This is a genomic window from Microbacterium paraoxydans, assembly GCF_900105335.1.
Lineage (GTDB): Bacteria > Actinomycetota > Actinomycetes > Actinomycetales > Microbacteriaceae > Microbacterium > Microbacterium paraoxydans.
This window is the reverse complement of the sequence record NZ_LT629770.1, coordinates 2,211,565-2,235,371: the sequence shown is the minus strand read 5'-3', so window position 1 is coordinate 2,235,371 and position 23,807 is coordinate 2,211,565. Positions and strand designations below refer to the sequence as shown.

26 protein-coding genes are annotated in these 23,807 nt (G+C 65.5%); 15 read left to right on the top strand and 11 right to left on the bottom strand.

Features of this window, described 5'->3' with window-relative positions:
- Positions 1 to 19 precede the first annotated feature (19 nt).
- The 5 genes from BLU02_RS11080 to BLU02_RS11060 are packed head-to-tail and all read left to right on the top strand — an operon-like array spanning position 20 to position 9,342.
- Entirely contained in the window at positions 20 to 2,158 is a 2,139-nt protein-coding gene (locus BLU02_RS11080) for an AAA family ATPase (RefSeq protein ID WP_082749945.1), read from the top strand.
- Positions 2,155 to 3,387: an McrC family protein gene (locus BLU02_RS11075; protein WP_082749944.1), complete on the top strand. Its 1,233-nt coding sequence runs from the start codon at positions 2,155 to 2,157 to the stop codon at positions 3,385 to 3,387. The genes BLU02_RS11080 and BLU02_RS11075 overlap by 4 nt, the downstream gene beginning before the upstream one ends.
- 56 nt (positions 3,388 to 3,443) lie before the next feature.
- Positions 3,444 to 5,012 (top strand): type I restriction-modification system subunit M, encoded by a 1,569-nt coding sequence (locus BLU02_RS11070; RefSeq protein ID WP_060921309.1) that lies wholly within the window; start codon positions 3,444 to 3,446, stop codon positions 5,010 to 5,012.
- Entirely contained in the window at positions 5,009 to 6,241 is a 1,233-nt protein-coding gene (locus BLU02_RS11065; protein ID WP_082749943.1) for a restriction endonuclease subunit S, read from the top strand. Before BLU02_RS11070 ends, BLU02_RS11065 begins: the two co-directional genes overlap by 4 nt.
- Positions 6,238 to 9,342: a type I restriction endonuclease subunit R gene (locus BLU02_RS11060; protein WP_060921308.1), complete on the top strand. Its 3,105-nt coding sequence runs from the start codon at positions 6,238 to 6,240 to the stop codon at positions 9,340 to 9,342. The genes BLU02_RS11065 and BLU02_RS11060 overlap by 4 nt, the downstream gene beginning before the upstream one ends.
- Positions 9,343 to 9,404: 62 nt before the next feature.
- Here BLU02_RS11060 and BLU02_RS11055 read toward each other — a convergent pair whose 3' ends face one another.
- Positions 9,405 to 10,034, bottom strand: a complete 630-nt coding sequence (locus BLU02_RS11055; protein ID WP_060921307.1) for a MerR family transcriptional regulator — start codon at positions 10,032 to 10,034, stop codon at positions 9,405 to 9,407.
- A 70-nt stretch (positions 10,035 to 10,104) separates the two neighbouring features.
- On the opposite strand from BLU02_RS11055, the gene BLU02_RS11050 reads away from it, so the two are divergent.
- A complete protein-coding gene (locus tag BLU02_RS11050; RefSeq protein WP_060921306.1) occupies positions 10,105 to 10,623 on the top strand; it encodes a DUF4188 domain-containing protein in 519 nt (172 codons plus the stop codon).
- Between the two features lie 12 nt (positions 10,624 to 10,635).
- Here the strand turns inward: BLU02_RS11050 and BLU02_RS17435 are convergent, their stop codons facing one another.
- Positions 10,636 to 10,809, bottom strand: a complete 174-nt coding sequence (locus BLU02_RS17435; protein WP_157547050.1) for a hypothetical protein — start codon at positions 10,807 to 10,809, stop codon at positions 10,636 to 10,638.
- Between the two features lie 116 nt (positions 10,810 to 10,925).
- On the opposite strand from BLU02_RS17435, the gene BLU02_RS11045 reads away from it, so the two are divergent.
- The 6 genes from BLU02_RS11045 (at position 10,926) to BLU02_RS11025 (ending at position 15,096) form a co-directional block, all read left to right on the top strand.
- Positions 10,926 to 11,924 carry a hypothetical protein gene (locus tag BLU02_RS11045; RefSeq protein ID WP_060921305.1) on the top strand — a complete coding sequence of 333 codons (999 nt, stop codon included), beginning with the start codon at positions 10,926 to 10,928 and terminating at the stop codon, positions 11,922 to 11,924.
- A 10-nt stretch (positions 11,925 to 11,934) separates the two neighbouring features.
- Complete coding sequence (locus BLU02_RS11040) at positions 11,935 to 12,165, top strand: hypothetical protein (RefSeq protein ID WP_060921304.1); 231 nt, start codon at positions 11,935 to 11,937, stop codon at positions 12,163 to 12,165.
- 154 nt (positions 12,166 to 12,319) lie between these two features.
- Entirely contained in the window at positions 12,320 to 12,487 is a 168-nt protein-coding gene (locus BLU02_RS17605; RefSeq protein WP_167627844.1) for a hypothetical protein, read from the top strand.
- Complete coding sequence (locus BLU02_RS11035) at positions 12,465 to 13,298, top strand: hypothetical protein (RefSeq protein WP_060921303.1); 834 nt, start codon at positions 12,465 to 12,467, stop codon at positions 13,296 to 13,298. Before BLU02_RS17605 ends, BLU02_RS11035 begins: the two co-directional genes overlap by 23 nt.
- 156 nt (positions 13,299 to 13,454) lie before the next feature.
- A complete protein-coding gene (locus BLU02_RS11030; RefSeq protein WP_060921302.1) occupies positions 13,455 to 13,787 on the top strand; it encodes a YciI family protein in 333 nt (110 codons plus the stop codon).
- Between the two features lie 10 nt (positions 13,788 to 13,797).
- On the top strand, positions 13,798 to 15,096 hold the full coding sequence (locus tag BLU02_RS11025) for an RNA polymerase sigma factor (RefSeq protein ID WP_082749942.1): 1,299 nt from the start codon (positions 13,798 to 13,800) through the stop codon (positions 15,094 to 15,096).
- Between the two features lie 388 nt (positions 15,097 to 15,484).
- Here BLU02_RS11025 and BLU02_RS11020 read toward each other — a convergent pair whose 3' ends face one another.
- From BLU02_RS11020 to BLU02_RS11010, 3 genes are all read right to left on the bottom strand, one after another.
- Positions 15,485 to 15,868 (bottom strand): hypothetical protein, encoded by a 384-nt coding sequence (locus tag BLU02_RS11020; protein ID WP_157547049.1) that lies wholly within the window; start codon positions 15,866 to 15,868, stop codon positions 15,485 to 15,487.
- Between the two features lie 16 nt (positions 15,869 to 15,884).
- Entirely contained in the window at positions 15,885 to 16,898 is a 1,014-nt protein-coding gene (locus BLU02_RS11015) for a hypothetical protein (RefSeq protein ID WP_060921299.1), read from the bottom strand.
- A gap of 99 nt (positions 16,899 to 16,997) precedes the next feature.
- Positions 16,998 to 17,576 (bottom strand): TetR/AcrR family transcriptional regulator, encoded by a 579-nt coding sequence (locus BLU02_RS11010; RefSeq protein WP_231919559.1) that lies wholly within the window; start codon positions 17,574 to 17,576, stop codon positions 16,998 to 17,000.
- A 75-nt stretch (positions 17,577 to 17,651) separates the two neighbouring features.
- Between BLU02_RS11010 and BLU02_RS11005 the strand changes: the two genes are divergently transcribed.
- A complete protein-coding gene (locus tag BLU02_RS11005) occupies positions 17,652 to 18,653 on the top strand; it encodes an SDR family NAD(P)-dependent oxidoreductase (RefSeq protein ID WP_060921297.1) in 1,002 nt (333 codons plus the stop codon).
- Positions 18,654 to 18,716: 63 nt separating this feature from the next.
- Here BLU02_RS11005 and BLU02_RS11000 read toward each other — a convergent pair whose 3' ends face one another.
- Together BLU02_RS11000 and BLU02_RS10995 are read right to left on the bottom strand one after the other, a co-directional pair.
- Positions 18,717 to 19,049, bottom strand: a complete 333-nt coding sequence (locus tag BLU02_RS11000) for a hypothetical protein (protein WP_060921296.1) — start codon at positions 19,047 to 19,049, stop codon at positions 18,717 to 18,719.
- Between the two features lie 43 nt (positions 19,050 to 19,092).
- On the bottom strand, positions 19,093 to 19,962 hold the full coding sequence (locus tag BLU02_RS10995) for an NmrA family NAD(P)-binding protein (RefSeq protein WP_060921295.1): 870 nt from the start codon (positions 19,960 to 19,962) through the stop codon (positions 19,093 to 19,095).
- Positions 19,963 to 20,044: 82 nt separating this feature from the next.
- On the opposite strand from BLU02_RS10995, the gene BLU02_RS10990 reads away from it, so the two are divergent.
- Together BLU02_RS10990 and BLU02_RS10985 are read left to right on the top strand one after the other, a co-directional pair.
- The gene (locus BLU02_RS10990; RefSeq protein WP_060921294.1) at positions 20,045 to 20,749 is read left to right on the top strand and encodes a helix-turn-helix transcriptional regulator; all 705 of its coding nucleotides are present in this window, start codon (positions 20,045 to 20,047) and stop codon (positions 20,747 to 20,749) included.
- Between the two features lie 58 nt (positions 20,750 to 20,807).
- Positions 20,808 to 21,185, top strand: coding sequence for a VOC family protein (locus tag BLU02_RS10985; RefSeq protein WP_060921293.1), 378 nt, complete (start codon positions 20,808 to 20,810; stop codon positions 21,183 to 21,185).
- A 342-nt stretch (positions 21,186 to 21,527) separates the two neighbouring features.
- Here the strand turns inward: BLU02_RS10985 and BLU02_RS10980 are convergent, their stop codons facing one another.
- From BLU02_RS10980 to BLU02_RS10965, 4 genes are all read right to left on the bottom strand, one after another.
- Complete coding sequence (locus BLU02_RS10980) at positions 21,528 to 21,734, bottom strand: hypothetical protein (RefSeq protein WP_060921292.1); 207 nt, start codon at positions 21,732 to 21,734, stop codon at positions 21,528 to 21,530.
- A gap of 382 nt (positions 21,735 to 22,116) precedes the next feature.
- Entirely contained in the window at positions 22,117 to 22,839 is a 723-nt protein-coding gene (locus BLU02_RS10975; protein ID WP_060921291.1) for a 3-keto-5-aminohexanoate cleavage protein, read from the bottom strand.
- Between the two features lie 7 nt (positions 22,840 to 22,846).
- Positions 22,847 to 23,074 (bottom strand): hypothetical protein, encoded by a 228-nt coding sequence (locus tag BLU02_RS10970; protein WP_025104100.1) that lies wholly within the window; start codon positions 23,072 to 23,074, stop codon positions 22,847 to 22,849.
- Positions 23,075 to 23,349: 275 nt separating this feature from the next.
- Entirely contained in the window at positions 23,350 to 23,790 is a 441-nt protein-coding gene (locus BLU02_RS10965; RefSeq protein WP_060921290.1) for a VOC family protein, read from the bottom strand.
- Positions 23,791 to 23,807: the final 17 nt, after the last annotated feature.

Here is a 23,807-nt window from a genome sequence, read left to right as displayed (position 1 = left end):
GCTGATCCGGAGGGGATCGATGGACAAGAACGTCAAACGTGCCGAGCGCGCGCGTACAGCCCTGAAAATTCTTGCCGAGCGCGCCCCAGACGGTTCGTATCTACCCGTGTCGGATCTGTGGGCGGAATGTCTCCAACGTGTCCCCCTGACTCCGTACGAATCAGAACTCAAATCGCACAACCGCCCTAGGGGAGAGATCGACTGGCGGTGGTCGAGCGCTGATCTCGTCGCCGCCGGATGGCTCCGCAAGAACCCGTCCGGCATCGGCGAATGGGCCATCACATCGGAAGGTGTCGACGCGCTTAGCGGTCACCCGGGAGACTCGCTTCTTCTCGAGGCTCAACGCCGATACTCACTCGGACGTGCGCGACTCCGCGACGAGATCGACCAAGCGCTTCCTGAGCGGTGGGTCAGCACTGACAGCGCTCAGCGGAAGCTTCTCGCGGCTGCTGACGTGATCGTTCAGGAGGGACTCCGCAAGGGGATGTCCGCCTTCGCTCCCGGGCGGGAGGTGTGGAGCAGCGAGAACATCCGCGAAGTTCGTGCCATCTGGAACTCGGCGGAAGCAACCGAGGGGCAGGGCTTCACGGGCAACCTCGCGATCCAGTTTGCCGACGCTACAGATGATCAGCGCCTTCTGATGGCCGAGGTCATCACACTTCAGGTGCTGCCGATCGGCTGGATCATCGGCCACGCCAAGAAGCGTGAGCGCGTCGAGTCAATGCTGAAGACGATGCGGCATCCGGTCGAAATCCCCCAGGTCTTCGACGAGGCATTCGGCGGCGGTGCGTTCAACCCGGGTCAGGGGATGCAATCACACGTCAACAAGGCGATCACCGTCATCCTCGATGTTCTCCTTGCGTGGACCGAGCTCAATGATGAAGAACAGGTCGCAGCGTTGGAGGATCCCCGAAAATGGCGTGATGTCGTGTTGGGCTCCGACACGGCTTTCCCGACCCAGCGGTATGCGCTGCTGTACCTGGTGCACCCCGGCTTCTTCGGACCGATCGTCTCGACGGATCATCGTCGTCTCATCCGAGAGGCATTCATCGGCGAGATCGGCGGGGAGTTCTCCGACGACGCAGACTCAGACCTGCAGCGCATCCAGATCGCCCTTCAGCTCAAGGCGGGCAAGCCGGTGACTGTGTACGACGAGCCGCTTCGCGACCGTTGGCACCCTGATACGCAAAAGGGCACCCCTGAGCTTCCGCTGGATGACGATGAAACCGACGATGTCGCGAGCGCGGACCCGCGCGGCTTTGTCCCCTCCGAGGTCGACGTCATCGAACTCGCAGACGCCACCCACCTGCACGAAGCCTGGCTGGAGAAGGTCACGAGCGCGCTGCACCGTCGCGGTCAGGTGATCCTCTACGGCCCTCCCGGAACGGGCAAGACGTATGTCGCTCGCGCGCTGGCCGACCGACTCGGCAAGCCCGGCAGCGTCGTGAAGCGCATTCAGTTCCACCCGTCGTACACCTACGAAGACTTCTTCGCCGGCTACCGACCGGTAACGGATGCCGCGGGGCAGCTGTCTTTCTCCCTCACACGGGGGCCGCTGCGAGAGATTGCGGACGAAGCCCGAAAGAACCCTGATGTGCCGCACGTGCTGATGATCGATGAGATCAACCGGGCGAACCTCAGCAAGGTGTTCGGTGAGCTGTACTACCTGCTCGAGTACCGCGACGATGCGATCGACGTGCTCTACGCCGGGTCGGGCGATGATGGCGGGAAGTCTTTCAGTCTCCCCGCGAACGTGCTGATCATCGGAACGATGAACACCGCCGACCGGTCGATCGCGCTGCTCGACTCGGCGATGCGCCGCCGGTTCGCTTTCTTCGAGCTGCATCCGGATGTCGCTCCTGTGAAGGGCATCCTCTGGCGGTGGGCGGAGCAACATCCGCAGACACTTCCGGTCGCAGAGCTGTTCGAGCTGCTGAACGAGAGCATCCGCGATCGCGAGGACCGCATCGGCCCGAGCCATCTGCTCCGGACGGATGACCTGAGCGAGGCGGACCTGCGCGCCGTGTGGGAAGAGAGCATCCTGCCCCTGCTCGAAGAGCGGCACATCGGTACCGGCGTCGACGTACACGTGAAGTACGGGCTGGATGCTCTGCTCGCGGCCGTCACGGTGAGCGCGGACCCATCGCCTCAGACATGAACGCCGTAGTGGCCGAGCCTCGAGTCGAGGAGATCGCCGAGAAGGGCGAGTCCTTCGTCGCGCTCACTGCGTCACAAGCAGCGCGTCTGCAGGAGCTGCGATTCTGTCGGGTCTCGCCAACGACGGATCTCGACATCTGGCGGGTCACGGAAGTGACGCGCGTCGGTGTGGTCGCGATCGATGACGTACGTCTGATCGTGCGCCCGAAGACGCCGCTCCGAAGTCTTATCTTCATGGCCTCGTACTCAGGCTTGCAGGCGGAGGTGGATGATGCGTCGTTTTCCTTCGAGGCCGATCAGGATCTACCTGCCGCGCTGGCATCCGCGTTGCTGCGGGCAGTCGGAGAGGCGACGGGCCGAGGGCTACTCAAGGGATACGTCTCCGTCGAGGAGACGCGCACCGTGATCCGCGGCCGCTGGGACATCGCGCGGCAGCTCAAGGTGCGGCCGGGTATTCCCGTGCCGGTGGAGCTCACCTACGACGACTACACCGAAGACGTTCCCGAGAACAGGATTCTCAAGGCTGCGCTGCGCGCGTTGGTGCGGTTGGACCAGCTTCCGGGGCGGGTGGTCGACAAGCTCGGTCCGCTGCTGGGGTTGTTCTCCGAGGTATCCGATCTGCGTGCGACGGGCCCGGTCATGCTGCCCGCGGAGTCACGGTTGAACGCGCACTACCAGCCGGCACTCCGCCTCGCCCGATGGGTTCTCGAGGCGACATCGTGGGCACACGCCGAGGGTGCGAGCTCGGGGTCCGCGTTCTTGCTGAACGTTGCGAAGATGTACGAAGACTTCGTCGGGCGGGTTCTTCAGGCGACGCTGCATCCGGAGGGGTTCGACGTCGACCTGCAGATGTCGGACTGGCGGTTGGACACGGATGGGAAGGTCCGGATGCGCCCGGACATCGTGATCTCGCGGGGTGGGCGAGTAATCACGGTCGCGGATACGAAGTACAAGGTGTGGGGCGAGAGCGACGGCTCGCCGCCCAACGTGGATGTGTATCAGGCGCTCGCGTATGCCGTGACGGCAGGAGTGCGCGAGGTGCATTTGCTGTATGTGTCGGGAGATGTGGGGCCGCGGCGGTATGAGATCGCGGCGACGGGAACGACAGTTGTGGCGCATGCGGTGGATATCGGTGGCGAACCGGGCGCACTGGTGAGTCGGGTGATGGAGCTCGGCGCATCGTTGGTCCCCGCTGTGGTACTCCCGCCCGGTGTCGGCATCGACCGATAGCTTTGGGGTGAGCGTGACTATACGAATCGCGCCACGCTGCGCAGGAGACAAACACCATGGCACCGACCACCAAAGAAGGCCAGCGAGCCGAGCTACACAAGACGATCTGGCGGATCGCGAACGATCTTCGTGGATCCGTCGACGGCTGGGACTTCAAGTCCTACGTGCTCGGCATGCTCTTCTACCGATTCATCTCCGAGAACCTGACGGCATATATCAACAAGGGCGAGCACGAGGCGGGCGACGCTGAGTTTGACTACGCCCGGCTCCCGGACGCTGCTGCCGAGTTCGGTCGGGCAGAGACGGTGGCCGAGAAAGGCTTCTACATCGTCCCGTCGGAGCTCTTCGCGAACGTCCGCACCCGGGCGGCGTCGGATGAGAACCTCAATGAGACTCTGGAGCGGGTCTTCAAGAACATCGAGGGCTCGGCACTCGGCACGGACAGCGAAGACGACTTGAAGGGGCTTTTCGACGACCTCGACGTCAACAGCAACAAACTCGGCGCGACGGTGCCGAAGCGAAACAAGACGCTGGTCAAGCTGCTGGATGCCATCGGCGACCTGCCACTCGGCGATCTGCAGGACAACTCGATCGACCTGTTCGGCGACGCCTACGAGTACCTCATGCAGATGTACGCGGCGAACGCCGGAAAGTCGGGCGGCGAGTACTACACGCCGCAGGAGGTCTCTGAGCTGTTGGCACGCATCACGGTGCTCGGCAAGACGACGGTGAACAAGGTCTACGACCCGGCCGCCGGTTCCGGTTCGCTGCTGCTGAAGTTCGCGAAGGTATTGGGTAAAGAGAACGTCCGTGACGGCTTCTACGGTCAAGAGATAAACCTGACGACGTACAACCTCGCGCGGATCAACATGTTCCTCCACGACATCAACTACGCCGATTTCAACCTCGCGCACGGCGACACCCTTATCGACCCCGCGCATTGGGACGACGAGCCTTTCGAGGCGATCGTGTCCAATCCGCCGTATTCGATCAGGTGGGATGGTGACGCGAACCCGCTTCTGATCAACGACGAGCGCTTCGCGCCGGCCGGTGTACTCGCACCGAAGTCGAAGGCTGACCTTGCCTTCACGATGCACATCCTCAGCTGGCTCGCCGTGAACGGCACCGCGGCGATCGTCGAGTTCCCCGGAGTGCTGTACCGCGGTGGCGCGGAGCAGAAGATCCGCAAGTACCTCATCGACAACAACTACGTCGACGCCGTGATTCAGCTGCCACCGGACCTCTTCTTCGGCACAACTATCGCGACCTGCATCATCGTGCTCAAGAAGTCCAAGACAGACAACTCCGTCCTTTTCATCGATGCCTCGGCAGAGTTCACTCGTGCCGGCAACAAGAACAAGCTGACGCCCGACCACCAGCAGAACATTCTGACGACCCTCGAAGGTCGCGTCGAGACAGCGCACTACTCCACACTGGTATCGAACGCTGACATCGCTGCCAACGGCTATAACATCGCCGTCTCCTCGTACGTCGAAGCTGAAGACACCCGCGCGGCTGTCGACATCACGACGCTGAACACTGAGATCGCGCGGATCGTGGCACGCCAGGCGGAGCTCCGGATTTCGATCGATGCGATCGTTGCGGATCTGGAGGGCTCTGAATGAGCCGCATCGATGAACTGCTCAGCGAACTGACCCCGCGGGGGGTTCAGTTCATGGCGATTCGCGAGATTTCAGGCAAGAGCTCGAAGATCAAGTGGGCGAATACTGGAGACGAGGAGTTTCGGTACATCGACCTGACTTCAGTAGATCGAGTGACGCGGCGCATCCGAGTCACAGCGACGATTAATGCAGACGATGCACCGAGCCGAGCGCAGCAGATCGTGCGCACCGGCGACGTGATCTTTGCTACCACGCGCCCGGCGCAGATGCGCTGGGCGGTTATTCCGCCGGACTACGACCGTCAGATCGCAAGCACGGGATACTGCGTAATCCGGCCCGATACCTCGATCGTGCTCACGAACTTCCTCGCGCACCTTCTCGGGACTGATGCCTTCCGCCGATATATTGAGGCGAATCAGATTGCAGGCAACTATCCGTCTATTCCGGACAATCGAGTTCGGGATTTTCGAATCCCCGTTCCGCCACTCCAAGTGCAGCGCGAGATCGTGACGGTACTGGATCAGTTCGCAAGGTTGGAAGCTGAGCTGGAGGCGGAGCTGGAGGCGGAGCTGGAGGCTCGTCGGCAACAGTACGCCTACTATCGCTCCGCGCTACTCGCCCCCAACACGTCAAGCCTTGTCGAGTGGTCAACCCTCGGTAACGTATCGACACGGGTATCCTCAGGCGCAACCCCGAAGGCGGGTGCCGACAAATACTATGACGGCGGCACGATTCCTTGGCTACGCACCGGTGAGGTGACGTTTGGGGAGATCTGGGAGACTGAGATGCGGATCACCGAGCGTGCGCTCAAGGAGACCGGAGCATCCTGGATCCGTGAGAACTGCGTGATCGTTGCAATCTCCGGTGCAACCGCAGGACGGTCTGCCATCAACAAGATCCCGCTGGCGACGAATCAGCACTGCTGCAACCTGCAAATCGACGAGTCGCTCGCCGATTATCGCTACGTGTTCTATTGGGTGAGCGCGAACTACGAGGAGCTCAAAGCGCTCGGGCGTGGCGCGCGGGCCGACCTCAACGCTCAGATCATCAAGGACTTTCCAATTCCGCTGCCATCGCTTGATGAGCAGCGACGGATCGTTGATGTTCTCGACAAATTCAACAAACTCGTCAACGACCTCAGCTTCGGTCTCCCCGCCGAGCTCGCCGCTCGTCGCAAACAGTACGAGTACTACCGCGACAAGCTCTTGACATTCGAGGAGGCGGCATCATGAGTGACGCACCTGGGCGCAAGTACGATCCGATCGCCGTCTCTGCAGAGAGTACAGTCGTTGCTGAATACGTTCCCGACTCCACCCAGGCGACGTCGTACCAGTCGGAGGCAGATCTCGAACGCGAGATGGTTCGCCTGCTCCAGTCGCAGGCATATGAGTACCTTCCGATCACAACGGAAGCGCAGCTCGTCGCGAACCTCCGCACCCAGCTCGAGGCGTTGAATGGCATCGTGTTCAGCGACGCGGAGTGGGAAGACTTCTTTAAGGACAAGGTCGCGAGCCAGAACGACGGCATCGTCGAGAAGACGATCCGCGTCCAGGAAGATCACGTCCAGATCCTGACGCGCGATGACGGCTCGACAAAGAACGTGATGCTGATAGACAAGAAGAACATCCACAGCAACCGCCTGCAGGTGATCAACCAGTACGAGATCGGGCAGAACGAGGGCGGTGCGAAGCACGCCAACCGCTACGACGTGACCGTGCTGGTTAACGGTCTGCCGATGGTGCATGTCGAGCTCAAGCGCCGCGGCGTCGACATCCGCGAGGCGTTCAACCAGATCAACCGCTATCAGCGCACCAGCTTCTGGGCTGGCTCGGGTCTCTTCGAGTACGTCCAGCTCTTCGTGATCAGCAACGGCACGCTGACCAAATACTATTCCAACACGACGCGCAACCGTCACATCGATGAGGGCAAGAAGACCGCGGGCAGCAAGAAGAAGACCAGCAATAGCTTCGAATTCACATCATGGTGGGCTGATGCACAGAACCGGCCGATTCAGGAGCTGACAGCGTTCGTTAAGACGTTCTTTGCGAAGCACGCGCTATTGAACATCCTGGCGAAGTACTGCGTACTCACCGTCGACCGTGACTTGCTGGTCATGCGTCCGTACCAGATCGTCGCGACTGAGCGGATCCTTCGACGCATCGACATCGCGACAAACAACAAACGCCTCGGCACCGTCGAGGCTGGCGGCTATGTCTGGCACACCACCGGGTCGGGCAAGACCCTCACCTCGTTCAAGACGGCACAGCTCGCATCGAAACTTTCCAGCGTCGACAAGGTGCTGTTCGTCGTCGACCGCAAAGACCTCGACTACCAGACGATGCGCGAGTACGACCGCTTTGAGAAGGGAGCCGCGAACTCAAACGCGTCAACCGCGGTCCTGAAGAAGCAGCTCGAGGATTCGAGCGCGCGGATCATCATCACGACGATCCAGAAGCTCTCGAACTTCATTCGCGCGAACAAGGGCCACGAGATCTACTCGGGGCACGTCGTGATCATTTTCGATGAGTGCCACCGCTCACAGTTCGGTGACATGCACACCGATATCACCCGCGCCTTCAAGCGCTACAACCTCTTCGGGTTCACCGGCACGCCGATCTTCGCCGCGAACTCAGGAACGGGTGGCAACCCCCAGCTCAAGACCACCGAGCAGACGTTCGGCGACAAGCTGCACACCTACACGATCGTCGACGCAATCACGGACAAGAACGTCCTTCCCTTCCGGATCGACTACATCAACACCGTCAACATCGGCGACCCGGACGACAAGCAAGTGTCGTCCATCGACACCGAGAAGGCGCTACTCGACCCACGGCGCATCAGCCAGATCGTCAAATACACGCTGGAACACTTCGATCAGAAGACCAAGCGTGCGTCGAGCTACGAACACTCCGTTGTCACGAACGTCGTTGAGTCGGTCCGTACCGGGAAGCGCGCTGAGGCGCTGCGCGAGAAGAAGCGTATTCGCGGATTCAATGCGATTTTCGCGACGGCATCGATCGACGCGGCCCGCCGGTACTACAACCATTTCCAGTATCAGCAGCAGGATCTGACACCGGACCGCCGGCTAAAGGTCGGCGTCATCTTCTCCTACGGCGCCAATGATGCACCGGACGAGGACATCCTCGATGATGAGGCGTTCGACACCGATGCGCTCTCAACAGACAACCGTGAGTTCTTGGAAGATGCCATCCAGGACTACAACGACATGTTCGGGACGAGCTACGACACGAGTGCCGATAAGTTCCAGAACTACTACAAGGACCTGTCGCAGCGGATGAAGAACCGCGAGATCGATCTGGTCATCGTCGTCAACATGTTCCTAACCGGCTTCGACGCCACGACGCTGAACACACTTTTCGTCGACAAGAACCTCCGGTCCCACGGCCTCATACAGGCGTACTCGCGAACAAACCGCATCCTTAACTCCGTCAAGACGTACGGCAACATCGTCTCGTTCCGGAATCTCGAGGATGCGACCAACGCTGCCCTCGAACTATTCGGCAATAAGGATGCCCGCGGAGCTGTTCTTCTCAAGCCGTACCAGGACTACTACGGCGACTACGTCGCGAAGGTCACGGAGCTGCTGCAGCGCTTCCCGCTCGGCACCCAGATCATCGGCGAGTCTGCACAGAAGGAATTCATTGCACTGTTCGGCGCCATCCTTCGGCTCCAGAACATCCTCACCTCCTTCGATGACTTCGCCGGTCAAGATCCGCTGACCGAGCGGCAGGCGCAGGACTATCGCAGCTGGTATCTCGACTTCTACGCCGAGTTCCGCCGAGACCGCGACACGGACAAGGAACTCATCAACGACGACGTCGTGTTCGAGCTCGAGCTGATCAAACAGGTCGAGATCAATGTCGACTACATTCTGATGCTCGTCGAGAAGTATCGCACCAGCTTCGGAGACGGAGAAGACAAGGAGATTCGCGCCGAGATCTCCCGTGCGGTCGACGCCAGCCCGAGCCTGCGGAGTAAGCGCGACCTTGTCGAGGACTTTGTTAACTCCGTCTCTGTGACCGGCGCCGTCGACGAACAATGGAAGGCCTTTGTGAAGGCGAAGCGCGATGCAGAGCTTGAGACACTGATCACCGATCAGAAGCTCCGCCCCGATGAAACGCGTGCCTTCGTCGAGGCGGCGTTCCGCGACGGCCAGCTACGGACGACGGGGACCGCCATTACGACGATCCTTCCGCCGGTATCGCGGTTCGCTCCCGAGGGCGGGCATGGCGAGAAGAAGCGGACGGCAGTCGAGGCGCTTGCGCGCTTCTTCGACCGATTCTTCGGACTGGGCTCGGGGAGCGACTGGTGAGGCCTAGCGATCGCGTGGGCGCCTCTTCTCCCCGATACCCGTCCGCACTGCGGTCGAGAACCCTAAGAGCAATCGCTAGCTCCCGTAGGGCGTCCGAACCGCTCCCCCGAGCTCACCTGCTGCGCCACCCGCCGCAACGCCAACAACAGGGGCTCCACCAGCACCGACCCCAGCACCACGTACCGCACCGCCGCCTCCGCCGACCCCTCCGGCACCCCCGCGATCTCCGCATCAGCGATCCGCCGCGCACTCGCGAGGTACTCCTCCATCACCGCCTCCGGCACCGTGAACCCGACGCGCTCCAGCCCCTGCAACGCTCGCGAGACCGCATGCAGTACCGCCGGGTCACACATCCCCGGCTTCCACCCGAGCCGGGCCGCGAGCGCCTCGGCGCCGGCGAGGTCCAACGAGTCATCGGCCGGCGGGGTGATCGCGGCGTGCGCGGTCCCCAGCAGCTCGTGCGGGTTCGCGGGCGGATCATCCAGCGCCGCGACCACCCGTCGCGTCTCGGCAATGCTCACGCCCGCATCGAGGAGCGCCCGGATGACGCGCAGCCGCTCCACGTGCTTCTCGTCATAGACGGCCTGCGTCGCGGAGGTGCGCTCGCCTTCGGGCAGCAGCCCCTCGCGCAGGTAGTACTTGATCGTCGGCACGGTCACGCCGGTCTGCGCTGACAGTTCGGAAATCCTCATGGCCACCTCTTGACTTCGATAGTAGCGCTATCCATTATGGATAGCGCTGCTATCCATTTGAGGAGTCGCCATGTCTACAGTCGTCACGGGCCGCATGACCCACCGCCACGAGGGCGAGCTCGTGGTGTTTCACATCGGGATGCAGATCAACCGGTGGTGGCGCCCCGATCTGTGGCTGCCCGCGTTCGTCGCCATGCCTCGCATGCTCCGCGAGCTCAGCACCGAGCCCGACTCCGGGCTGCTCGGCTACCAGCTCCTCCTCGGGTCGGGCGGGCCCTACGTCGTGCAGTTCTGGTCTTCGGTCGACAAGCTCTACGCCTATGCCTCGAACCCGGATCAGCAGCACCGTCCGGCGTGGACCGCCTTCAACCGCGCCGCCCGCAAGGCTCCGGGAGCGGTCGGCGTGTGGCACGAGACGTTTCTCGTCGACACCGCCGAGAGCGTGTACGTCTCGACGAAGCGCATGGGCCTCGCCGCCGCGACGGAGCACGTGCGCGTACCGCGGCGCCACGACCGTGCGCAGGCGCGGTTCACGGACGGAAAGACAGTGACCCCCACCGCAGCGCCCGCGAACGAGCCCACGGCGTGAGGCAGGTCGCGCTCAGCTCCCGGACGGGCGTCGAGGTGCGGATGGCACGCGCCCTCGGCCGCGATTCCGACGTCGCGCGATCACTCGCGCCACCGCGCGGACGAAAAGGAACGCGAGTACGAGGATCACGACCGCGACCGCTGCCGTGATGGCGAAGCCGGTCCAGCTGAAGAGCGACGCATCCATGCCTGGAGCCTAGCGCTCCGCCCGCTCCGCGGCGGACTCCTCGAATATATTGCATACGTCGTCGTATGAGGTCTTCAATTGGTCACAGGCGGGCAGTTGATCTGATCGGAGAGAACGTGCGCAACCATCTCAGACTCGCCAGCCTGCTCACCGCTGCGATCGTCGGCTCGTCATCCCTCGCGGCCGTCCCAGCCCCCTCCGCGGATACCGGTGCGGACGGAACCGACCTCACGACCGAGGAGATCACCGCCCTGGTCGCGGAGGTCGCGCCGGCCCCCATCACCGCCACCCAAACGAGCGAGAGTTCCGGGCAGATCGTGGCCGCCCTCGACGGCGACGGAACGGCCACGATTGCCGCGGCGCCGGACGACGGAGTCTCCGTCCGCTCGTCCGACGGCGAAGAAACGATGTCCGTGTCGCTTCCCGGCGCTGGCCACCTTGATGACGCGACCGTCGGAGAGGACGGGTCAGTGACCTACTTCGGCGACGCGAACACGCCATCGATCAACGTCATCGCCGGCGAGGAGAAGATCCGGGCGAGCGCGATCATCAGCGATACCTCGCAGACCGAGCGCTTCGAGTACGACTTCGGCGGAGGGGTGACGGTCGAGATCCAGCAGGACGGGAGTGCGATCGCGTATACGACGGAAGAGATCACCGACCCGGACACGGGCGTGACCGCCCCGGTCGAGAAGATCGTCGCCGACGTCGCGACGCCCTGGGCACGTGATGCGGACGGTATCGACGTGCCGACACGATACGAGGCCTCCGGATCGACGCTGGTTCAGGTCGTCGAGCACCGCAGCGGCAACTATACGTATCCGATCGTCGCGGACCCGACGTTCGACCGCCCCAACTTCTTCCAGTACCGCATGCGATTCAACCGCGCGGAGACGGCCATCATCTATGACAAAGGCCTTGGCGCCCTCGGAGGGCTCGCATGCGGGACCATGGCACCCGTCTGCCTCCTCGCCGCGGGATCACTGGTGTGGAACGCCGGCATCGCTGAAAAGTCCCGACCCAAGAAGTGTGTGCAGGTGACGGCGACCCAGCCCTATGTCGTCCCCGGTCTCGTCTGGTGGGTCGATACCTACCGCGGCGGACCTTGCCGGTGAGGAACAGACGATGAAGCCCACGTGGTTCTCAACGATCACACGCCCTCGAAGCCATCTCATCGCGACCCTGTGCGTATGGGGCTGGTTCCTTGCGGTGCTCGTGGGAGCCAACTCCGTGCCGCAGCTCGCTCCGGCGCTCGAAGCGACTGCGGCGACGGGCGCCGCGGTGTGGTTCGGCGCGATGATGAAGCGATATCACGACGCGCGCCAGGATGGCACGCCGCCCGGCCCCGCGCCGTGAGCCACGGCCGGGCTGCTGTACGAGAGCGCGACGCTGCCGCCGCACCGCCAACTTGGCCTGGGCAGCCACAAGGGGATCTACCGGGATCCGCGTAAGTGGCACATCCGTCTCCACCTATCGAGCGCCGCCAGCGCTGCGGCACGAAGGAACCCCAATGTTCGGAAACGTCTTCGCGGTCACCGTCATCCTTCTCTGGTTCGTCGTCGTCGGCGGCGTGGGGTACGCCATGTACTTCATGGGAAGAGCGGCCTACCGCCAACTTCGGCACAACTTTCGTCACGATGTCGAGCAGGAGCGACGTGGGCGCCCGGATCTTCGTTGATGAGCCGCTCGGAGTCGACCGCTTGAGGTTCTCGGTGGTCTCGCAACGCCGTCAGAACCTCGTCGCCACCCTCACCCTGTGGAGCATCTTCACACTGAGCCTCGTCGCGATCCTGACATCCTGCTCTCCCGAGGAAACGACACCGTCGACCGCCTCCTTCGCACGGACATCCGCGACTATCGTCCAGCCGACCAACGCGACCTATCCGATCAACCTGATCTTCGTGGCCGCGCCCGACGACGCGATCTGGACCGACCTCACCGGCATCGTGCTTTCGGACGAGTTGTCGATCCCGCCGGGCGACTTCACCGTCATCCGTGGAGACGGCACCAACGGGGTCATACTCGGGAACGTCACCTTCACTGTCGACGTTGCCGCCGCCGGGCTGTCGTTCCGTACGGTCGGCCTCGTCTTCGCAGGCTCGTCGACGGTCACTCAGGTGCCCGTCGGCAGCTGGTCGCTGAGGGGCGCGCCGGCCGACGAATTCGCCTCCAAAGACGCCAGTGCGGACGTGGTCGGGATGCCGCGGTGCACGATGGCCGACTTCCCCGTTCCTGAGGCGGTGGCGTCGGTCCAGCGCTTCGACCCGGGCTCACCAGATGTCCGCCCAGACGAGGTCTCATTGGACACCCGGTCGCACAGCGTCACAGCGGAACTCGCGTGCGAAGGAGACTTCGACTTCCGCATCATGAGCCCGTCCATCGACTACACGGACGACAGCGGCAAGGCACGCACCACTCGCCTCGCGCCCGTGTCGATCGGCTTTCAGGATGTCACCGATGCGGACCTGCAGCGCATTCGGAGTCGTTGACGCATCACGAGGAGGGAACCAGGGTGTTCAGCCCCGCCCCGGAGCCGGATTTCATTGCCTTGGGCGCGATCCGCCATTTTCCGGACCGGTGTCCTGTGCGCTGGTGGTCGTCCGTCGTCTGGGTAAGTAGATGTAGAAAGACCTTGAGGAGAACACATGCGCTACGTACTTTTCATCTGCACCGACCCGACCGCTGAGCCCTACGTCGAGGCCGAGGACAACGCCGGAGAGTGGGTGGCGTCGCTGCAGGACAGCGGCTCCTACGTCTTGGGCGACCGTCTGCGGCCCGTCGAAGACGCCACGACCGTGCGCGTCCGAGCCGGCGAGCGGATCGTGGCCGACGGACCGTTCACCGAGAGCCGCGAATGGATCGCCGGGTTCGACGTGATCGACGCCGACGACCTCGACGCCGCGATCGAGATCGCCGCCGCACACCCGATGGCCCGGTTCGGCCTGGTGGAGGTGCGGCCCGTGTGGCCGCTCGGGTGACGATGTGACCATGCCGGAAGGGCCGCCGGGCACGCTTCCGGATGCCATGGCCGCCGTTCGGCACGTGGCATCGATCGAGTACGGCCGCGTGGTCGCGAGCGTGATCGGCACGGTCCACGACTGGACCCTCGCCGAAGACGCCGTGCAGGACGCTCTGGCTCGAGCGGTCGAGCGGTGGCCAGGCGACGGGGTTCCGGCGAACCCCGCCGCCTGGGTCACGACCGTCGCGCGCCGACGCGCGATCGACCTCGTCCGGCACGCGGACGCCGAGCGCCGGGCGGTGGCTCGACTGGAGCACGAGCCACCGCCCGGTGGCGTCGACAACACCCCGGAAACCGACGACCACGAGGACGCGTTCCCGCACGGGGACGAGCGGCTGAAGCTGATCTTCACCGCCTGCCACCCCGCGTTGACCTTGGAAGCCCGCGCGGCGCTGACACTCCGCACTGTCCTGAACGTGTCGATCGAACAGCTCGCCGGGATCTTCGCGGTCGCACCCGCAACGATGGAGAAGAGACTCGTGCGGGCTCGAGCCAAGATCGCGCACGCGAACATCCCGTACCGCGTTCCGGATGCCGCGCAGCTCGACAGTCGAAGCGCGAGCGTCTGCGAGGTCCTGTCCGCCCTGTTCACCATCGGCTACTCCGATCCGACGCTCCAGCCCGACCCCGGCGCCGAGGCCATCCGCCTTGCTCGGCTGTGCCGGCAGCTGCTCCCCGCGGACTCCCCGGCTCGACTCGAGTTCACGGGGCTTCTCGCCCTCCTTCTTCTTCAGCACTCCCGCCGTGCAGCACGCACGACGCCCGACGGCCTGTCCGTGCCGTTCGACGAACAGGATCGCGAACTGTGGGATGTCTCCGAGATCGAGGAGGGGCTGCGGCTTCTCGACGACGCCGTCGAGGAGGCGGCACGGGCGGGCATCCACGGCGGACGGCACCTCATCCGCGCCACCGTCGCGGCCGAGTACGTCCGCCCCGACCCGGGCATGGAGATCGACCACGCCCGCATCGCCGACATCTACGGGGTGCTGGAGCAGGTGGATGCATCGCCGTTCGTCCGCCTGAATCGTGCGGTCGCCGTCGCGAACGCGGGACGACCGGCCGAAGCCCTCGCATTGATGGAGGCGCTCGAGAGCTCGCTGGGAGGGCACCACCTCTACTCAGCGGTTCGGGGCGATCTCCTGCAGCGCCTCAGGCGCGTCGAAGAAGCGAGGTCAGCGTTTCGCGATGCCGCGCGTGCTGCTCCGACGGAACGCGAGCGACGGTCTTACTCCCAGCACGCGGACGACATCGCTTCGGCGTCGACGTGACCTGCGCCCCTCCGGCTCCTTGAGGCCTTCGATCCTCACAGTCCCGAGCCTGCGCACCGGTCCCGGAGCCTGGGTGAGTTTCCACCAGGTCACCTCTGCCGAGCACGATCTGAAGGCTCGCGTCGAGTGGTGAGGTTCACTCCAACCAGAAACGCGAACAGCCCTACCAAGAGGTAAGCAGGAAGAGCGTCTCCAGTGGAGCGATCGGTGCCACCCGACCAGGTGAACCACGCGAGAACTCCGCCCCACACCAGGACAGGGAGGATGGCGAGGAAGTACCCAACTTCCGACCCACTCGCTCGACCAAGGCCTCCCAGAGGAGGAGTGCTACCCCGATGGCGATGTAGACCATGGTGTCCGTCGTTCACAGTCACGACTCCACCTTTGTTCAAGCAGACTCTGGGGTTAGAGCTTCCTCGGGATCACGCGCGTTCGCGTTCTCAGGGATGCGAACTCGTCGAGGAGAGAACACCAACACGGCTCGGTGAACGAAGGGCTCCTCACTCAGCGCGGGTAAACGAGCCAGTTCCATCGCCCCCGTCACCACCCTCATCACCAGAGCCGCGAACACAAAGAGCGGTCCAATCCACGGCACCTCTGACCCGAATAGGAATCCCACAGCGACAACGCCGCCCACGATAATCACGTTGACGATCGCTACGACCACTCCCAGACCTCGAGGGAGGGTCATCCCGGAGCTGATACCGATACTGCTCCCCAGGGCTCCGACGACGAGGTAGACAGCGAGCTCGCCGCCGATTTCCAAGACCATTGTCATCGCTCCTTCGTCAGCACTTCACTCTCATGATGACCCCTGGCACCGGCGCGGCAGTGAAGAACAAGCACGTCTTGGGGTTGTCCCCTTGAGCGATATGTGCCTGAGCCACAATGTATGAGCCAAAGACAGCGCATGCCTGGAACACCTTCGGCAGTGCTTTTGTGAAGATTCCACACATCCCGAGCGCAGCCGAGTAGTCCCGGACCCGCGAGGTTTCAGCACGCGTGAGCTCCATGCCCCAGATGGGGCCGTTCCAGATCCAGCTCGGATCAGCCACCACTGGGTACGCGGTGGCCGCGCTCGGGGCCACAACCTGGAACAGTTCATCCCCTCGCACGTCATACCGCGTCTCCACCGCGGCACCATTCGCGTCAGTCGCCCACGGAGCCGCAACGGGCACATAATCTCCGGACTCGCCCAAGAAGATCACTTCACCCGTGTCACTCTGGTACGGCTGATAGCCATCCATGCGGTATCCGAATTCGTGTGGGCTCTCGGCACCGCCCAGCACGGTCTGGATGCGCGTCGATCCGTCGGCGAGCGTCTGCACAGCAACTGCATCACCCGAACGGTCGTCGGCAGTGAAGACAACGGTGCCATCCTCGGCCACCAAGCCATCGCTGATGGGAATTTCGTCGGGTAGCTCGATGGCCCGACTCTCCGTCTGGGTGCCTCCATCGATCAGCACATTCACAACGACGTTCTCGTCAGCCGAAAGCGGTACTGCCGCTGACATGTCCCCTACCGTCGTGCTCAACCGGCCGCCCTCGATCACCCCCGGCTCGGACAGAGTCGTTGTCGGGGTCGCCGCCTCAATGGTGGCCGAAACAGACTCCACGCCATCAACGGCCCTGTCGGAGGCATGAGCTGGTGAAGCCATCGTTGCCGTGAGGGCAAGGGTGGCGGCTATCGCGACGATGAGTTCGCGCGTTCTTTGCAACATCTCGTGGGTCCATTCACTCGTCGCGGCCCGCCGATAGTTGACCTCACCCGCCAAGCTGGGCCACATGAGCAATGAAAGCATACATATGAGGACGCTACTAATATTCTGCGTCCGCCGGAGCCACCCGTCACGTGGCCGCGAGCGTCTCACACCTTGTCGAGCAGGCCGATGAGCGGTGCCTCAGCGACCAGTCGCCGCGATCCCCCGCAGCAACCGCACCACGGTCTCCTCCACCCGCTCCGCACTCAACGGCTGCCCGATCAGCGCGGAGTACGAGGCGATCGCGATGAACTCGTCGGCGACCGCGGCGGCATCCACGTCCGCTCGCACGTCTCCGTCCGCGCGTCCGCGTGACACCCGCTCCGCGACCCACTCCCGGATCGGCGCCGCCAGCCGCGCGTTCAAGACGAGACCCAGCTCCGGGTCGGCCGCCGTCACCTCGATGAGCGCCCGCGCCAGCGAGACGCCCTCAGGCCGGGCCAGTCCCGCGGACACCGCCGTGAACCACGCACGCAGGTCCGCGCCGAGGTCATCCGTCATCGGTACGACAACATCCGAACCAGGGACCGCCCCTTCGAGCAGCGCCTCGCCGAGGATCGCGGCCTTCGACGGCCACCACCGGTAGATCGTCTGCTTCGACACCTCCGCCTCAGCCGCGAGACCCTCGATCGTCACGGCCTCGTACCCGTCTGCGGCGAGCGCACGACGCATCGCCTCCAGCACGGACTGGCGGGCCTTTTCACTGCGAGGACGGGGCACCTTTCGAGCGTACAGAGGCGTACACTGGGACATAAGTAGACGCACCGTTGCGAAACCCGAGCAAGGAGAAAGAGCATGGCCCTCACCGCACACTCCACCATCGGCGACTGGATGAACGACCCCACCGGCGGCCCGCTCATCCGGGGCCTCTTCGAGCAGACGGGTGCCGACCCCGAACTCCTCACCCCCGTGCTCGGACTCCCCCTGCAGCAGCTCGTCGCCATGAGTCAGGGCCAGCTCCCGCAGTCGGTCGTCGACGACCTCGTCCGCGCCGCGAACAACGGCGAGATCCCCGAGGACAACGCCTCCGAGGGCTGGACCGAGAAGGTCACGGCGGGCCGCTTCGCCGGCAAGACCGTCATCGTCACGGGTGCCGCCTCCGGCATCGGCAAGGCCACCGCCTCGCGCATCGCCCGCGAAGGCGGACGCGTGATCGCCAGCGACATCGCGGCCGAGAAGCTCGACGCCCTCAAGGCCGAGCTCCCGGATGCCGACATCGTGACGGTCGCGGGCGACCTCACGAAGCAGGACGCGATCGACGCCGTGCTCGCCGCCGCGGGCGACCGCATCGACGGGCTCGCGAACGTCGCCGGTATCAACGACGACTTCTCCCCTGCTGGCGAGACCCCGGATGCCGTGTGGGACCGCGTCATCGCGATCAACCTCACCGCGCCGTTCAAGCTCATGCGCGCGGTCATCCCCGTCATGGAGAAGGCCGGTCGCGGCGCGATCCTCAACGTGTCGAGCGAGGCGGGCCTGCGCGGCAACGCCTCGGGCAACGCCTACACGGCCAGCAAGCACGGCATCATCGGGGTCACCAAGTCGGCCGCGTTCATGTACGGGCCGAAGGGCATCCGCGTGAACTCCGTCGCCCCGGGCGGCGTCGCCACTGGCATCCCGATGCCCCCGCACATGTCCGAGTACGGCTCGGGCCGCCTCGCCCCGTTCCAGCAGGCCATCCCGACCGTCGCGACCGCCGAGCACCTGGCCGCGTCGATCACCTTCCTGCTCTCGGACGACGCCGTGAACATCAACGGCGCGATCCTCGCCTCCGACGGAGGCTGGTCCGTGCAGTAACGCGACTCCATGGAACCGACGCCCCCGGCCGACCCGAACGGCGGGGGCGTTCTCCGTCCGGGGTCAGCGCCTCTGCGTGAGGACCATGGTGGCGAGGGCGGTGGCGATGATGCCGAGTGCACCCACGCCCAGGAGCACGAGACCCGCGGGCCAGACCTCGCGCGTGAAGACGTCGTAGCTGTCGCTGTACTCGACGATGTGCTTGACCGTCCCGACTCCCGTGAGACTGATGCCGACGATCAGGGCGACGACGGACACACCCCACGCGACGATCCATCCGAACCGGTTCGCGGCCAGCCGGCGCCGCTCCGCGCGCTCGGCCTGCTCCGCCTCTGGCGCGGTCCCTGACCGTGCGTCGTCATCGGTCTCGTGCATCACCTCGGATGTGGTCTCCATGGCCGCACCATATCGGACGGGACCGGTTCCGGCAGGATGCCGGTCACACCACCCCGAGGAGCTCCTCGCGCACCCACGCTTCGAGAGTCGTCGGCGTCGTCGAGAAGACGGACCGCGCCTGCTCGGCCACGAAGCCGTCGCGGAGCCCGGTCGACATCCCGAGCACGGCCTCGGCCATCGCCTCCGGCATCCCGGCGGCGCGGAGCCCCTGGCGCATCTCCTCGTCGTCGATGCGCTGCACGGTCACCTCTCGCGCGAGCTCGCGCGTCAGGATCGCGGCGACCTCGCTCCAGCCCAGGTCCGCGGGTCCATGCACGGCCTGCACCCGCCGCCCCCTCCACTCCCCGTTCAGCAGCGTGAGGGCGGCGACCTCCGCGATGTCGCGCGGCGCCACCCAGGGCATCCGGAAGTCCAGCGGCAGCACGGTGGCGAGCGTCCCTGCCCGCAGCGACTCGACGTCGAGCAACAGGTTGGTGAAGAAGTAGCCGCAGCGCAGATGCGTCACGTCGATGTCGAGGGCGTCGAGCGCGACCTCCGTGCCGGCCAGGCCGTCGATCTCGCCGACGCCGTGCCGCTTCTCCGCCCCGACGCTGCTCTGGAACACCACGCGCCGGACGCCGTTCGCCCGGACGGCCTGCACCAGGGCCTCGCTCGCACGCGCGTAGTCGGCGAGCGGGTCGTCGGAGAACACCGACGGATCCACCCAGTACAGAGCATCGACGTTCCGCGTCGCGGCGACGACCTCCTCGGGATCCTGCGAGTCGGCCTGCGCGACGTCGACGTACGGGCGCAGGTCGGCGGCGATGGCACCCGGGTTCCGGGCGAGCAGCAGGGGACGGACGCCGGCGCGGATCAGCATCCGCGTGAGGTGGTGCCCGACGTGGCCGTTGGGGGTGGTGACAGCGATGCGCATGAGGGTCCTCTCGGTCGTTGTCGATCCACGCTACGAACGGATACGGCCTGATTCCGGCCGCATCTCAAGCGATGATGGAGCCGTGGACGCCCCCTCGCACCGCACCCTCCATCTGCTGTCTCTGCTGCAGACCGGCGGCGAGTGGAGCGTGCCCGACCTCGCCGCCCGCCTCACGGTGAGCCCGCGGACGGTCCGCCGCGATGTGCAGCGCCTGCGCGACCTCGGCTACGACGTGCACTCCCGCCCCGGTCCCGGCGCCGTCTATCGCCTGCGACCGGGGACGCGCATCCCGCCGCTGCTCCTGGACGCCGACGACGTCACCGCGATCATCACCGGGCTGCTCGTCCTCGAAGCGTGGAGCCCGGAAGACCCGGCCGCCGCCGTCGCTCGCGGGAAGATCGAGCAAGTCCTCCCGCCGGGCCTCCGACGACGGGCCGCGGCGACGGCGCTGTCCACGCAGATCCTCCGCGCAGAGCCGGCGCCCGCGGCGTGGGCTGCGGTCGGGACACTCGCGGACGCAGTCGCCCAGGGGGCGCGCATCGCATTCAGCTACACCGACCAGCACGATCACGCTTCGGAACGGGTGATCGCACCGCATCGCCACGTCCTCCGCGGAGGGCGGTGGTACGTGGTCGGCTTCGACATCGACCGCGACGACTGGCGGCTGTTCCGGCTCGACCGGATACGCGAGGTGCGGACGGTGCCGGGAGTGTTCGCGGAGAGGGAGTTCCCGTTCGCGTCGGTCGAGGAGTGGCTCACGAGCGACTTCGGCCGTTCCGGAAGCTGATCCCCCGCGGCGGCGCAAGCCCCTCCGCGGACACCCTCCCTCGCCGTACCCTCGCCGCATGTTGAAGATCGTGTCGATCGTGATCCGCGTGGACGACCTCCCGGCCCAGACCGCCTTCTGGAAGGCCGCCCTCGACTACGTCGAACGGGACCCCGCGGAGGACGACTGGGTCATACTCAAACCCCGCGACGCAGACGCGCCCTGCATCGCGCTCGACGCGCACCACTCGGAGCGTGTGCTGCCGCCGCGCATCCACCTCGACATCTACGCGGAGGACCAGGCTGCCGAGGTGCAGCGCCTCGCCGGGCTCGGAGCACGGGAGGTGCACTGGGACGGCCGGCCCGACGACGCCGACTACATCATCATGGAAGACCCCGAGGGGAACCGCTTCTGCATCGTTGACCGTCCCGACTGGGACGGGTGGAGTGCGGGGTGAGTCCGGGGGTCTTCGTGCGGCCTCCTGCGGGTGCGGAGTGCGAAAACGTTCCGTGACAGGCGGAACTATGGACGTTTCTGCACCCGCACCGGGTCCCGCGCGGCGCGCATGACGTTGCGAGTGCGAAGACGTTCCGGAGCGGGCGAGGCCAGGGACGTTTCTGCACTCGCACTGAGGCGGAGTGGCGCACCCGCTGGGGAGTGCGGAAACGTTCCGCTAGTGGCAAGACCAGGGACGTTTCGGCACCCGCGCCGGTGTCCCGGACGGGCACCCGTGCAGGGAAGCGCAGAAACGTGCCGGAGCCGGGTGGCGGGAGGAGCGGTTCTGCACCTGCACCCGACGTCAGGGGCGAGGCATGCGGGCACGAGAGCGCTGGAAGCGCAGGATCAGGGGGTGTCCGGCGCGGTGGTGCGCTCCGCGGCGAGGGCGCGGCGGTGCAGTCAGTGCCGCCCGGACCGCCGAGTAGATGATCAGCCACAGGAGCAGCAGCGCGAGGAGCGGGACGACCACGTAGACGAGCAGGAAGTAGACGGAGGCACCGGCGAACATCGCTCCAGCGTAGGGGCGCTCGTCCTCGTCGGGAAAACCCTGACACGGTTCGGACCGCCCCCTTCCGAAGTCGAGTGCGAGAACGCCCCGGAACCGGCGACGGGAGGTGCGGTTCTGCACTCGCGTTCAAGGGCCGGGATCAGTCCCCGCGGCGCGGAGTGCGAGAACGGACCGAAGCGCGCCACGGGAGGAGCGGTTTCGCATCCGCGGCAGGGCGTGTGCGGCCGGCGCTGGGGAATGCGAAAACGGGCGGGAGTCTGCGCGGTGAGGCACGGTTCTGTACTCGCACAAGCGGGTCTGCGCCGTAGAGTGCGAAAAGGGACCGGAATCCGCGGAGAGAGGGACGTTTCTGCACCCGCACGGGTGCCACGGTGCGGCGGAGCTAGGCGCGGGGGAGGCGGGCGCGGGCGGCGCGGACGAGGGCGGCGTTGCTCGGGGCGTCGGCGCCGTCCGGCAGGAGGAGCGTGTCCTCCAGGCCGATCCGCGTGTCGAGGTCGAGCTCCCCGGCGAGGTCGAGGGCGGGCCAGGCCGACAGCTCCTCACCGTGCAGCAGGATCGGCAGGTCGGGCTCCTCGCGCGCCACGTGGGCGATGAGTCCTTCGGCGTGCGGACGGACGACGTCGGCGGCCTCCGCGGCAAGCTCGACCAGCACGCGCAGGCAGACCCCACGGACCGGGGAGACCCGCCAGGCCTCGAGCCCTGCCGCGTCCCAGATACCCGCTTCCACGCCGATCCCCCGTCGATGCAGCGCCGCCGCCACCTCGTCCGCCCCGGCCTCGTGCCAGTTCACGGAGGCATAGTCGGGGAGTTCCGTCCAGCCCTCGATCGCCTCGAGGCGCCTCGACACGTCCGGCTCGGCCCAGGCGCCGGTCGTCACTCCCACGAGCACTCTCGGCGCCGCGGCACGGACGGCTCCGAGCCACCGCCGCACATCCTCGGGCGTCAGGGAGTCGCGGCCGGCGGCGTCCTTCGCATGCACGTGGATCTCTGCGGCACCAGCATCCACGGCCGCCGCGGCGTCCTGGGCCACCACCGTCTCGTCGGCGCTCAGCCACGGATGCTCCGCGACATCCCTGGCACCGTTCACGCAGGCCTGCAGGATCATCCGCGACTCACCACATGAGGTCGCGCGGGTGGGCCTCATTCGGGGCCACGTCGTCGGACGGCCCCTCCTCGGTGCGCACGAAATGCTGCACCTGACGCGCCGTCGCCGCGCCACGGCCGACCTTCACCGCCTCCTCCATCGACTCGAAGCTGCTGCCCAGCGTGTGCGACTCGCCCTGGATCCGGTTGAACCAGATGCCGTTGCGCGAGAACGTCTCGATGTCTCCTGCGGCCATGCCTTGCCTTTCGTCTCCTCCTTTCTACGTCAGGCGACCGACGACGAAGAGGCCCTTGACATGTCATGTCGCCCACGGGCGGTGACCCACCCCGTTACGTGCATCCCGGCCCGTTGCGGACGGGCGCAAGGGGCCGGGTCGACCGCACGGGGCCGGGTCGACTTCAGGAGGGACGCCGCTCGGTGATCCACCCCGTTCCGTGCATCCCGGCCCGTTGCGGACGGGCGCAAGGGGCCGGGTCGACCGCACGGGGCCGGGTCGAGCGTCCGACGCGGTCAGGCGACGTCGAGGACCCAGGTCACGCCGAAGCGGTCGGTGAGCATGCCGAAACCGGCGGACCAGGCGGAGGCGGCGAGAGGTTCGATCACGGTCGCCCCCTCGACGAGAGCGTCCCAGACGGGCTGCAGCTCATCCAGGGAGTCCGCCCGCAGCGACTGGAAGAAGGAGCGGTCGGTGATCGTCATCCCGTTCTCGCGGCGGGTGGCTCCCGAGGGCGCAGCGGTGTCATCCGCGCCCGGGATGTCGTACGCCATCAGCCGCACGGGCCCGTCGAGCTGCCCGAACACGAGCTTGTCGAACCCGGGAACGCCCTCCGGCATCCCGAACTGTCCGTAGGTCGCCGCGGTCACCTCGCCGCTGAAGAGCGACCGGTAGAAGTCGAGGGCCTGACGGGCCGTGCCGCGGAAGATGAGGTGGGTGGTGGTCGTGAGAGTCATGGTGTCCTCCGTGTCCC

Bases quoted from the DNA above. Each gene is read 5' to 3' on its own strand.
- BLU02_RS11080 (WP_082749945.1), top strand. From the start codon at position 20: ATGGACAAGAACGTCAAACGTGCCGAGCGCGCGCGTACAGCCCTGAAA.
- BLU02_RS11075 (WP_082749944.1), top strand. From the start codon at position 2,155: ATGAACGCCGTAGTGGCCGAGCCTCGAGTCGAGGAGATCGCCGAGAAG.
- BLU02_RS11070 (WP_060921309.1), top strand. From the start codon at position 3,444: ATGGCACCGACCACCAAAGAAGGCCAGCGAGCCGAGCTACACAAGACG.
- BLU02_RS11065 (WP_082749943.1), top strand. From the start codon at position 5,009: ATGAGCCGCATCGATGAACTGCTCAGCGAACTGACCCCGCGGGGGGTT.
- BLU02_RS11060 (WP_060921308.1), top strand. From the start codon at position 6,238: ATGAGTGACGCACCTGGGCGCAAGTACGATCCGATCGCCGTCTCTGCA.
- BLU02_RS11055 (WP_060921307.1), bottom strand. From the start codon at position 10,034: ATGAGGATTTCCGAACTGTCAGCGCAGACCGGCGTGACCGTGCCGACG.
- BLU02_RS11050 (WP_060921306.1), top strand. From the start codon at position 10,105: ATGTCTACAGTCGTCACGGGCCGCATGACCCACCGCCACGAGGGCGAG.
- BLU02_RS17435 (WP_157547050.1), bottom strand. From the start codon at position 10,809: ATGGATGCGTCGCTCTTCAGCTGGACCGGCTTCGCCATCACGGCAGCG.
- BLU02_RS11040 (WP_060921304.1), top strand. From the start codon at position 11,935: ATGAAGCCCACGTGGTTCTCAACGATCACACGCCCTCGAAGCCATCTC.
- BLU02_RS17605 (WP_167627844.1), top strand. From the start codon at position 12,320: ATGTTCGGAAACGTCTTCGCGGTCACCGTCATCCTTCTCTGGTTCGTC.
- BLU02_RS11030 (WP_060921302.1), top strand. From the start codon at position 13,455: ATGCGCTACGTACTTTTCATCTGCACCGACCCGACCGCTGAGCCCTAC.
- BLU02_RS11025 (WP_082749942.1), top strand. From the start codon at position 13,798: ATGCCGGAAGGGCCGCCGGGCACGCTTCCGGATGCCATGGCCGCCGTT.
- BLU02_RS11020 (WP_157547049.1), bottom strand. From the start codon at position 15,868: ATGGTCTTGGAAATCGGCGGCGAGCTCGCTGTCTACCTCGTCGTCGGA.
- BLU02_RS11015 (WP_060921299.1), bottom strand. From the start codon at position 16,898: ATGCTTTCATTGCTCATGTGGCCCAGCTTGGCGGGTGAGGTCAACTAT.
- BLU02_RS11005 (WP_060921297.1), top strand. From the start codon at position 17,652: ATGGCCCTCACCGCACACTCCACCATCGGCGACTGGATGAACGACCCC.
- BLU02_RS11000 (WP_060921296.1), bottom strand. From the start codon at position 19,049: ATGGAGACCACATCCGAGGTGATGCACGAGACCGATGACGACGCACGG.
- BLU02_RS10995 (WP_060921295.1), bottom strand. From the start codon at position 19,962: ATGCGCATCGCTGTCACCACCCCCAACGGCCACGTCGGGCACCACCTC.
- BLU02_RS10985 (WP_060921293.1), top strand. From the start codon at position 20,808: ATGTTGAAGATCGTGTCGATCGTGATCCGCGTGGACGACCTCCCGGCC.
- BLU02_RS10980 (WP_060921292.1), bottom strand. From the start codon at position 21,734: ATGTTCGCCGGTGCCTCCGTCTACTTCCTGCTCGTCTACGTGGTCGTC.
- BLU02_RS10975 (WP_060921291.1), bottom strand. From the start codon at position 22,839: ATGATCCTGCAGGCCTGCGTGAACGGTGCCAGGGATGTCGCGGAGCAT.
- BLU02_RS10970 (WP_025104100.1), bottom strand. From the start codon at position 23,074: ATGGCCGCAGGAGACATCGAGACGTTCTCGCGCAACGGCATCTGGTTC.
- BLU02_RS10965 (WP_060921290.1), bottom strand. From the start codon at position 23,790: ATGACTCTCACGACCACCACCCACCTCATCTTCCGCGGCACGGCCCGT.